An 11,516-nucleotide genomic window follows, 5' to 3' on the forward strand; every position below is an offset into this window, starting at 1 on the left:
TTACAAGTTTAATATCGGAGTCTTTAGTCGAAAGTCGAAATAAATCTGTAAAGATTCACATGACTTAGCTTTACCGTAAGCTCGTAAATGTATAACTAAATATTAGTCCATATATTCCGGAAATAATTTCCTATTTTTGCGTCAAGATGCCATTACTGGAAAATATTTTTCTATAAAATTAGCTTTTTTGAAAAATATAATCTTTATTGATCTCATCGACGGTGGCTGTTCCCATCAATGCCATCGTAATCTCAAATTCTTCTTTCAATATTTTGAGTACATGGGCAACGCCTAAAGCCCCCGCAGTCGCTAAACCATAAATGCAAGGACGTCCAACTAATACGGCAGATGCACCCAAGGCTATCGCTTTAAACACATCTGAACCTCGACGAATACCACCATCATATAAAACTGGGAAATCCTGAGGCACAACTTTTTTAATCAGTTCTAAGGCGATGAGTGGGGGAATGCAACCATCCAGTACTCGACCACCATGATTCGACACAATAATGCCCTGTACGCCGTGTTGCAGGGCAAGTTCAGCATCATGTGGACTAACAATGCCCTTTAAAATAATCGGTAATGAGGTGTTTTGACTGAGCCAAAGGATATCCGCCCATGTCGGCGCGATTTTCATCAGACCTTGAAATAATGGGTGTTCATTTTGCTTGCTTTGAGGTTGTTGAATAAAATGATGAGGCTGCGGTTCATACTTAGGAAGTTCAAAAAACGCATGTCTCTCTCGGTCACGAATTCCTGAATGTGGAGAATCAACGGTCACCACAATCGCTTTAAAACCATGTGCTTCTGCCATTTTGACCAGTGATAATGACTTTTCGCGCTCACCTTGCCAATACAATTGGAACCATTTGAATGGATTGCCCTGCTTTAACTCACGCATATCTGTATTGGTAAACGTACTGAGGATCATATTGCTGCCAAGGACTTCGGCGGCGAGGGCTGTTGCAGCTTCAGCATCAGGATGAAATTGTTGTTGATGTCCGATCGGGGCAACAAAAATAGGGTGCGGGAAACGTTGCCCTAAGATTTCGATTTGGGTATGACCTTGGGTCAGATCTCTGAGCATACGTGGTAGAAGTTGTATCTGTTCAAACTGAGACAAATTGCCACGTACACTGTGTTCATCCATAGAACCACCTTGTAGGTATTGCCACACCATGTGTGACAGGTGCAGTTCAGCCTGTTTTTCGTAATCGGCAATGGTTTGTAAATGAGCAGGAATCTGAGTCAGTGGTTGCAATGGAGAATGTTGACTCATAGAACTGCCCATTGACGTAAAAGATTATGGTAGTGATTCGTCAGTTGTAATATTTCTTTGCTATCGCCTAAATTTTGTCGTAATTGCATAATGGTCTGATCTAAATTAAAAAGCATGCTTCTTTGCCAATCATCTTTGACCATGCTTTGTACCCAAGTACAAGCTGCTATACGGGAGCCTGAAGTCACAGGTTCAACACGATGTAGACTGGTCGCTGGATAAATAATTGCATCGCCAGCATCTAACTTAACTTCATGTTCACCATAAGTATCCTCAATGATCAGTTCACCACCTTCATATTCATCGGGTTCTGATAAAAAAATGGTCATTGAGACATCTGTACGCACAGTTATATTTTTTTCATGATAGTAATGGATTGCATTATCGACATGATTACCGTAGTGACCGGTATCTTGGTAGCAATTGAAAAGCGGAGGCAAGATTTCTTTAGGTAATGCAAAAGATTGAATGAGCAGACTTTCTTTAATTTGCGGTAATACTTGCTGACTTAACTGCTGATAGAGCTGACTGTTTGAATTGATTTGTAAATTTTTTTTGATGTTTTGAGCTTGTGCTCCGGCCGAACTTTTTCCTGCAACCCACTGATTATCTTGGTTCATCGCTTGTCTGATGCTTTGAACGTGTTGCTTTGAAAGGACATGAGGGACATGAAGAAGCATAATTTAACCTTAATCTAATTTTAATCAAATCTACATAAGATAAGCATAAATAAAAAAGCCTTAATACAAGATTAAGGCTTTTTTTAGAATATTTAATTTAGAACTTAAAATTAAATGTTAAGCGATAGTTACGTTCAGCACCTGCGATGTAACGTAATCCACCACGGTTGATGCTGTTAATGTAGTCTTCATCAAATAAATTGTTGATGTTGAATTGAATCCCTACATTTGGTGTTGCTTGGTAACTAACCATTGAGTCAAATACCCAGTAGTCAGGGATGACAGCAGGACCGACCTGATTGCCATCTTTGTTTTTAGTCATTTCACCATTGTAACGCGCGCCGCTACCAATGCTCCATTTATCCATATTGTAGGTCGTCCACAATGTGAATGCATCAGAAGGCGTAAATGGCATATTACTTGAACCATCTGCTGAAACTTGCTGGTTACTCGCAGCTTGGGTTACATTTTTAATGTCTGTTTTTTGATGTGTATAACCAGCAATAACTTGCCAATTGTCATTTAAGTTACCAATCACGCCAAGTTCAACACCTTTAACTGATTTTTCACCAGTTTGGTAGTATTCTTCACCATCTTTTTCCAACTCATTTGTGAGTTCAGTTTGGAAAAGTGCACCTGTTAAGAGTAAACGGTTGTCAAAAAATTCCCATTTAGCACCAACTTCAATGGTTTCAATTTCTTGAGGATCAAGATCTAAGTTATTGTTACTGCTTGCTGAACCAGATGGGGCAAATGCATTGGCATTACCAATACCGTCACCACCTGTAATAGTACCCGGTGCTTGTTGTTGGATGGCGTAGTTAGCATACAAGCTACCGTTTTCAGTTGGTTTATATAGTGCCCCAACTTTCCAGTTGAATAGGTTGCCGTCATCTTTAAAATTTTGAGCAACATAGTCTGGTTGACTTGATGTACCCTGATTTACAAATGTATCAGCATCAAGTTTATAGCGGTCTAGGCGGACGCCACCATTCACAGAAAATTGTGGTGAAATTTCAATAGTATCGAAGGCAAAGATAGAGTAAGTATCCATTTGCGCTTCAGAATCATCCTTACCATTGGTATTTCTGACTAAAGCTGTATGTACAGTGCCTTGTGGATTATAAAGTGAACTTGTACCGGTAACTGTAGCAGTCCAACCACGCGTTTTCATTTCTTCACGTGTAAATTCAACCCCTGTACTGACATCATGTTTTAAGCGACCTGTATTGAAACTTGTAACCAAGCTAGTTTGGTTAGTTATAATTTCATTTTCAGTATCACTATTATTTGCACTGCCTGAAACGCGCATCGCAGTAGGATCATTCAGGTCAGTTGACGTTGTAGTGAAGGCATTACCTGAGAATGTCGTTAAATATTGATGCTCTGTTTTGCCCCAACGAGAAGTATTTTTGATTTTCGTATTTTCTGATAAATCATACTCTAAACGAGCAGTTGCCATGTCCGCAGTGACATCATCAAAATCTTCAGGTGCACCATAATAATTTGAAGTATCAACTTTATGGCTATTTAGATATGGCGCAAGACTTTTAATACTTGCATTCGTACTTTTATTTGCATCAAACCCTGGTAAACCTACAGTTGGGATACCACCATCCAAGACATTGTCTTGTTCAATATGTAGATAGTCTAAGAAAAAGCGAAGATCTGTGCCTAAACCAAAGCCTGCTGAAAGTGCAGCAGCCCATTTTTCATTTTCAACACCGTCACGACCAATACCGTCTGAGTTTTCACCCATGGCATTAAAACGGATGGCAGTTGTATCGTTTATTGCTTTATTGATATCAGCAGTCGCTCGGTAATATTCATCTGAGCCGAAACCAAGAGTTGCATTGTTAGCGTCTTGAAGTTTTGCTTCTTTTGTTGATAAATTAATTGAACCTGAAGCGGCAGTACGGCCATTATCAGTACCAGCAGGGCCTTTAAACACTTCAATTTGTTCGTAATTGAACATGTCTCGAGTAACGTTACCTAAGTCACGTACTCCATCGATGAAGATACTATTTGCTGTATCAAATCCACGCATGGTAACAGCATCACCAGTATTCATTCGTCCGTTCTCACCTAGGGAGAATGTGCCTACACCAGGTACGTTTCGTAGTGCTTCTGTTAGGGTCGTAGCATTTTGTTCTTTTAATACTTTCTCAGGGATAATGGCCATGGTCTGAGTCGTATTTAGTTGAGATTGCGTAAACTTATCTGATGACGCTTTTTCTACTTTATAGTTCTCTTTGTTTACAGTTTGATTAATCGTCTCAAGTTGGACTGCTTTTTCTTCAGCCATTACATTGCCTGCAATGATTGAAAGTGATGAAGCTATCGCTGTAGAAACAATTTTCTTACGTGTTTTAATGAAGGCCATTTCGAACCCGATTCGGAGTAGTGAGTTTGTATGCGAATAATAATGATTCTTATTTGTTCTTACATCTTTATGTAATTGTAAATGACGATAAATAATCGTATCGTGATAGCCCTATTTAATGTAATGATATAACAAGTATTAATTAAGACCATGTTTTTATTAGTTATTGATAAAATGTATTGTTTTTTTATGTTTAATTGAGATTATAAATATAGACATGATTGTGAATTAAATAAGAATAAATCGTAAAGTGTTGATGCAAAAAAACCTGCCGAAGCAGGTTTTTTAGTTTTGTCTTTTATAAGTACTAAAAGTTAGAAATCATAAGAAATGGATAACCAGTAGTTGCGACCAGCTAAGTAAGTTCCAGCCATTGAAGAACCTATAGTCATGTAGTCATAGTAAGACGCCTCTACATTTTGGCTATTGATATAAGTTCCATTGCTTGTGAAGTCTTTATCTAATAAGTTATTTACAGAACCATTGATACGAATATTGTCATTAAGGCTATAACTTGTACCGAGGTTAAATAAATTATACCCCTTCAACTTATTACCTGTTGCAGCGTAAATGATGCCAGCATCACCAGCAGTTTGGACTGTACTATAGCGTTTACGATCAGATTTATACTCATGTTGTAACCAAACATCGAGTGAAGGATTAATATGCCAAGTAGATGTCATATTAAAGGCATTTTTGGGTACGTTATTTAGGTACGAGCCTTTATTTTCACCTTTTGTGATCTCACTTTCCATATAGGTATATGCAGCTTTAATATCCCATTCAGGGATAATGCTATATTTCAAGCTAACTTCAACGCCCTTAGTTTCTGCTTCATTGGCATTAATACTTTGTGAAAAACTATCTTGAGTGATATGTGAACCGTAGCTTACACAACCTGCTTGGTTTGGATTTGTTTCAGAGTAACAGTTCCAAAGGTCAGCTCCATCAGTTATCAGGTCTTCAATTTTATTAAAGAATGCCGTTGTCGTTAAGTCAAAGCTACCTTTGTTGTAATTAAAGCCTAATTCATAGTTAGTGGATTCTTCAGGTTTAAGATTAGGAGAGCCGACACCAAAAGCTGCACCTTGACCACTAACACTAATCACGCCATTGTGTAATGCCTTTGCAGAAGGTGCTTTGTAACCCGTACTTACGCCACCTTTCAGTGTTAGATTTTCATTAGTATTCCAAACTAAATATGCTCGTGGGCTGAAGTGACCACCAAAACCTGAATGATCTTCATAACGTCCACCTAAAGTTAAAGCAACTGAATCTAAAAGGCGCCATTCATCTTCAGCGTAGAAAGATAATGAGTCTTTTTTGAATTTTGAGCCCATTCCCGCAATATCGTCGGCAATTTCTGCTTCTTTATATTCGGCACCTACTGTGATTTTATGATCTGCAATAGGCATGACGATATGTGTATCAGCAACAAAGTCAGTGTTTTCTAATGTACGATCTGTACCTGCAAATGCATTTAATGGGAATGTGTTTCGTGGAATAGTCCGGCCTACGGTTTCAGTGGTTGTATGGCTTACGTAAGACGACCATTTACCAAAATCATAGTTACCTTCATGTCCAGCAGAAATTTGATCACGGTTAAATTCTAGTTCATCTTTATAACCATTAGCACGGCTCGGTGTGTCTTGAGTGCCCAGTCGATCATCATCATTTTTATAGTTTTGACTTGAATGGAAGCCATCTAACCAGAAACTATTTTTATCATCTAAGTTAAAGGATAATTTACCACCAAAATCAAAATTATCTGCTTCACTTGGGCGTGGGTCACGGCCAGATGTACCTGGAATACGTTCAGATTTTTGACGGTCTAAATAAGAACCGCGTAGCTGCATCCCTAAGCGTTCGCTTATAAGAGGGCCATTTAAAACAAAACTAGTTTTTGCTGAGTCGGCTTCCCCATTATGTTCCATGAGGTTGCCACTTACAGTAACGTTACCAGTCCATGTATCAGACACTTTTTTAGTAATAATGTTGATTACACCACCCATTGCCTCTGAGCCATAGCGAGTAGCCATAGGACCACGAATGACCTCAATACGCTCAATAGCAGCAAGAGGTGGTAAGTAACCATTTGATGATTCACCGAAACCATTTGGAGTTACGTCAGAAGATGTTGTTTGGCGACGTCCATCAATTAAAATCAAACTATAGTCATTACCTAGACCACGCATTTTTACGTTTAAGCCGGATGTTTTACCAATACCGTCACGAATATCAATGCCCGGAATGTCAGCTAGTAAATCTGCAATGCTAGAAGCATTTTTCTTTTCTATGTCTGCTTTTGTAACAACACTGATTGAAGCAGGAGCATTCTTGATCTTTTGTTCAAAGCCCGCTGCAGAAACAACAATGGTCTCCATCTGTTGAGCTTGAGATTCAGCCGTTTCAGCATGTGTGAAACTCGCAGTGGTTACAATTGCCCCAATTAAAGCAGCGGAAAGTGGATTGAGATTAAAATTACTCATAAAAGAATTCCAAATATGGACGAGATAAATATATGAAAATAAATTAAAAAAATGTAGCATTAAGAATAATAGTGAGAAAGTTTCTCATTTGCAATGATGAATTAAAAAATAATCAATATTTATTCAAGAAAAGCTGAAAAATTCTAAAAATAAGAAGGGCATCCATGCCTGAATTTATAGTGTTATAATCCATTTTTGTATATCTTTAATTGTTGTCATATAATGTGGCACTTTTTTTTAAAACTGTTTTAACTAACAAATTATCGAGGAAGCCATGCAAGTAACTTCTGAAGCGGTTTCGGGCGTTGCCCGTCGTTTAAATGTATCTGTACCGACGAGCCGTATTAACGAGCAGTTTGAAGCTCGCTTGAAACGCACTGCCAAAACTGTGAAGATCAACGGCTTCCGTCCAGGTAAAGTACCTGTAACCGTTGTTCGTCGTGAATACGGTGCTGGTATCTATCAAGAAGTTGTAAACGACATCATTCGTGACACAGTATTCGAAGCGATCCAACAAGAAAAAATCAATGCTGTTGGTATGCCAAACATTGAAAAAACTGAAATGAAAGATGATGCTTTAGTTTATGAAGCAACTGTAGAAGTTTATCCAGAAGTTGAAGTTAAGTTCGAAGGCCTAGAAGTTGAACGTAAAGCAACTTCAGTTGACGACAAAGACGTTGAGAAGATGATTGAAAATCTTCAAAAACAACGCGCTTCATGGGTTGAAACTAAAGGCATGGCTAAAAAAGACATGCAAGTAACTTTCGACTTTGAAGGTACTGTTGATGGCGAGAAGTTTGAAGGCGGCGCTGCTGAAGACTTTAAACTCGTTCTTGGTTCTGGTCGTATGATCCCTGGCTTCGAAGACGGTATCGTTGGTATGAAGAAAGGCGAAGAGAAAGTTATCGATGTAACTTTCCCTGAAGACTACCAAGCTGAAAACCTTGCTGGTAAAGCTGCTCAATTCAAAATCACTGTTAAGCTTGTTGAAAAACAAAAACTTCCAGAAGTTGATGCTGAATTCTTAAAAATCTTCGGTCTAACTGAAGAAGAAGGCGTTGAAAAGCTGAAAGCTGACGTGCGTAAAAACATGGAACGTGAAGTGAAAAACGGTCTTCGTAACCAAGTGAAAGGTGCAACTTTTGATGCGCTTGTAGCTGCAAACGAAGTAGAACTTCCAGAAGCAATGGTTGCTCAAGAAATTGACCGTCAACGTCAACAAATGATCCAACAATTCACTCAACAGTTTGGTGCTCAAGGCGCTAAAGCGTTTGATTCAAGCATGCTTCCAGATGACCTATTCAAAGAGCAAGCTGAAAAATCAGTTAAACTTGGCGTATTAGTCAGCAAAGTATTAGCTGATGCTAAAATTGAAGTTGATGCTGCACGTGTTGATGCTTACATCGAAGATATGGCTTCTTCTTACGAAGATCCTAAAGAAGTGATTGAATACTTCAACAACGATAAACAGCAACGTGCTCAAATCGAAGCTGTTATTCTTGAAGACCAAGTTGTAGATCACATCTTAGCTTCTGCGAAAGTAACGGATACAACTGTGAGCTATGAAGACTTATTGAAAGAGCAACAAGCTCGTCAACAAGGCTAATTTCTAGCTTTCAAAAAAAGGCGCGTTAAGCGCCTTTTTTTATCGAATTTTGCCCCCAAATAAGTTGTCCTGATTTCACAATGCTTATGAAAAAAATATCTGTTATTTAATTGGGAATCTTTTGCAATTTCGACAAATATCCCTCATATTGTGAATTATGGGTTGAGTCAGAAAAATTTAGGAATAAATAACGTATGTATGTTCCAACAATTGAAAACGCACTAGTGCCAATGGTGGTAGAACAGTCATCTCGTGGCGAGCGTTCTTTTGATATTTACTCACGCCTTTTGCGTGAACGTGTGATTTTTTTAACCGGTGAAGTTGAAGACAACATGGCAAATTTGATCGTTGCCCAAATGTTGTTCTTAGAAGCAGAAAACCCAGATAAAGATATTCATTTATATATCAACTCACCAGGTGGTTCGGTTACTGCAGGTATGGCAATTTACGATACCATGCAATTTATTAAACCTGATGTTGTGACTTATTGTATGGGTCAAGCAGCATCGATGGGTGCATTCCTGCTCAATGCTGGCGCTAAAGGCAAACGTTACTGTCTTGAGAATGCCCGTGTCATGATTCACCAACCCCTTGGTGGTTTCCGTGGTCAGGCATCTGACATTGAAATTCATGCACGTGAAATTCTATTCATTAAAGAACGTTTAAACCGTTTGATGGCAGAGCATAGTGGTCAAGACTACGATACTGTTGCTCGAGATACTGACCGTGACAACTTTATGACAGCACAAGCTGCAAAAGAATACGGTCTTGTGGACGAAGTTTTATCTAAACGTCCATAAGTTTTAAAGAATTAATTATTGGAGTGAATATGTCCGAACATCCTCAAGGACAAAAGCATTGTTCATTTTGCGGTAAAACGCAGTCTGAAGTCGGGAAACTGATTGCAGGTGAGGACGCGTACATCTGTAATGAGTGTGTGGACGTATGTCTTGACCTAGTTCAGACCAGTCAGCAAGTTGAATCAAATGACTGGGCAACTCGTCCTTTACCAAAACCGCATGAAATCCGTGCTGCGCTTGACCAATATGTGATTGGGCAAGATGTTGCGAAAAAGACCCTCTCTGTTGCGGTATACAACCACTATAAACGCCTAAAAGTTGGCACTAGTGGTAAAAAACCAGAAGACGGTGTAGAGATTTCGAAAAGTAACATCATGTTAGTTGGACCAACAGGTTCAGGTAAAACACTGCTTGCTCAGACACTTGCGCGTCTTTTAGATGTGCCATTTGCGATGGCAGATGCAACGACTTTAACTGAAGCTGGTTATGTGGGTGAAGACGTTGAGAACATTGTTCAAAAACTCCTTCAAAAAGCCGATTACGATGTAGAAAAAGCGCAAAAAGGCATTATCTATATCGATGAAATCGACAAAATTACCCGTAAGTCTGAAAACCCATCTATTACTCGTGATGTATCGGGTGAGGGTGTTCAGCAAGCATTATTGAAAATGATCGAAGGTACGGTTGCGTCGATTCCGCCTCAAGGTGGTCGTAAGCATCCGCAGCAAGAATTTATTCAAATTGATACTTCAAATATCCTATTTATCTGTGGTGGTGCATTCTCTGGCCTAGAGAAAATCGTACAGCAGCGTCAGGAAAAAGGCGGTATTGGCTTTACGGCTGAAGTCCGTAAGAAAGATGAAACTAAAAAATTATCTGACTTATTCCGCCAAGTTGAAGCGACAGATTTGGTTAAATTCGGTCTGATTCCTGAATTTATTGGTCGTATACCTGTGATTGCTACCTTGGAAGAACTGGACGAAGAAGCATTGATGCAGATTCTGACAGAACCGAAAAATGCATTGACACGTCAATACCAATATTTATTTGAAATGGAAAATGTTGACCTCGTATTTGAAGACTCAGCATTGCGTGCCGTGGCTAAAAAAGCACTCGACCGTAATACGGGCGCGCGTGGTCTGCGTTCGATTTTAGAAAATTCATTGCTTGAAACGATGTATGACTTACCAAGTCGTTCAGATGTGGGTACGGTTGTCGTCAATGAAGCGGTGATTAATGGTGAAGCGGAACCTGAATTTAAATCAGAACGTCAACCAAAGAAAACTGAAGAAGCTGCACCGAAGTCAGATTTAAAAGTTGTGAACTCTAAATCTGCTTAAGCGCTATTCGTCTGAAACGTGTGTAAATCCAAGATTTGCACACGTTTTTTATTTCCAAAAATAAAAGCAGAATGTTAATCTCAGCAGGATGGCGTGGATGCCTGAATGTAAAAAACTGAAAACAAAAGTGTAAAAATAAAAAAAGACGCAGTGAGGGATAATCATGCGTGGAGTTGCAATTCTACTTTTAAGCAGTGTAGCGCTGCTGGGTTGTCATGGAAAATCAGCCATTGAGCAAACGTCATTGGCTTCGACATTAAAGCCTGTGGATCCTGAAAGTACACCGGGTTATATTGAGCAATATCGATTGGGTATGTTTACCATTGGTGGTTGGGTCAATCAGAAACAAGGCCGACATTTTCAAGAAGTGAAAGCTCAGCATGATCAAGCAGCGATTGTGTATTTATATCGTCCAGACAGTAAGTGGAATCGTCAAGAAATTGTGGCCAGCAGCTTATTTCTGAACAGTGAGCGTATTCCAAGTTTATTGAATAATCATTATTACTGGGTGGAGTTACCTGCGGGGAATTACCGCTTATCATCGAGTCGCCCTTTGGGGGTGAATCATTTTCAAAAACCTAAATATTTAGACTTTGATGTTGAAGCAGGTCAAACTTACTTCATTAAATATGATGAAGAGAATTTATCCAGTAAAAGAACGGTTTCAGGGCCATTGCTGCTCATGCCTGAAAAAATTGGTCGAAATGAAATCGCATTTACAGAGTTGAAATCCAACAGTTTTAACTTTGTGGCAGAAGATCAAAACACTGGAAAAGTGCGGAAAAGTGCGCAGAAGTTGAAAGCACCTCATTATGATCCTGCGGAAGATGTGCAGTTGACCAAGCCTTTTAAACTGTGGAATCCATTAACTTGGTAATGTAATTAGCTCGTGTTTTTGAGTGTGTGAAAGCATTAAATAGCGAATGTCATTCGACAGAC

Annotated in this window: 8 protein-coding genes; 4 read left to right on the plus strand and 4 right to left on the minus strand. The window is 39.1% G+C overall.

Features of this window, described 5'->3' with window-relative positions; all coding sequences use genetic code 11:
* Positions 1–178: 178 nt before the first annotated feature.
* The 4 genes from FTT77_RS05095 to FTT77_RS05110 form a co-directional block, all read right to left on the minus strand.
* Complete coding sequence (locus FTT77_RS05095) at positions 179–1,279, minus strand: alpha-hydroxy acid oxidase (protein ID WP_180109018.1); 1,101 nt, start codon at positions 1,277–1,279, stop codon at positions 179–181.
* Complete coding sequence (locus tag FTT77_RS05100) at positions 1,276–1,959, minus strand: Fe2+-dependent dioxygenase (RefSeq protein ID WP_180109017.1); 684 nt, start codon at positions 1,957–1,959, stop codon at positions 1,276–1,278. The genes FTT77_RS05095 and FTT77_RS05100 overlap by 4 nt, the downstream gene beginning before the upstream one ends.
* A gap of 97 nt (positions 1,960–2,056) precedes the next feature.
* A complete protein-coding gene (locus FTT77_RS05105) occupies positions 2,057–4,342 on the minus strand; it encodes a catecholate siderophore receptor Fiu (protein ID WP_180007182.1) in 2,286 nt (761 codons plus the stop codon).
* Positions 4,343–4,656: 314 nt separating this feature from the next.
* Positions 4,657–6,831, minus strand: coding sequence for a TonB-dependent receptor domain-containing protein (locus tag FTT77_RS05110; protein WP_180109016.1), 2,175 nt, complete (start codon positions 6,829–6,831; stop codon positions 4,657–4,659).
* Between the two features lie 274 nt (positions 6,832–7,105).
* On the opposite strand from FTT77_RS05110, the gene tig reads away from it, so the two are divergent.
* The 4 genes from tig to FTT77_RS05130 all read left to right on the plus strand — a co-directional run bounded on the left by tig (position 7,106) and on the right by FTT77_RS05130 (position 11,454).
* Positions 7,106–8,437 carry a trigger factor gene (gene tig / locus FTT77_RS05115; RefSeq protein ID WP_180040534.1) on the plus strand — a complete coding sequence of 444 codons (1,332 nt, stop codon included), beginning with the start codon at positions 7,106–7,108 and terminating at the stop codon, positions 8,435–8,437.
* A 194-nt stretch (positions 8,438–8,631) separates the two neighbouring features.
* The gene (gene clpP / locus FTT77_RS05120; RefSeq protein WP_078189662.1) at positions 8,632–9,237 is read left to right on the plus strand and encodes an ATP-dependent Clp endopeptidase proteolytic subunit ClpP; all 606 of its coding nucleotides are present in this window, start codon (positions 8,632–8,634) and stop codon (positions 9,235–9,237) included.
* A gap of 29 nt (positions 9,238–9,266) precedes the next feature.
* Positions 9,267–10,577, plus strand: a complete 1,311-nt coding sequence (gene clpX / locus FTT77_RS05125; RefSeq protein WP_180109015.1) for an ATP-dependent protease ATP-binding subunit ClpX — start codon at positions 9,267–9,269, stop codon at positions 10,575–10,577.
* A 163-nt stretch (positions 10,578–10,740) separates the two neighbouring features.
* A complete protein-coding gene (locus FTT77_RS05130) occupies positions 10,741–11,454 on the plus strand; it encodes a DUF2846 domain-containing protein (protein WP_180109014.1) in 714 nt (237 codons plus the stop codon).
* Positions 11,455–11,516 lie beyond the last annotated feature (62 nt).

This window comes from Acinetobacter sp. YH01010, from assembly GCF_013420775.1.
In the GTDB taxonomy this organism is placed as follows: Bacteria; Pseudomonadota; Gammaproteobacteria; order Pseudomonadales; family Moraxellaceae; genus Acinetobacter; species Acinetobacter amyesii.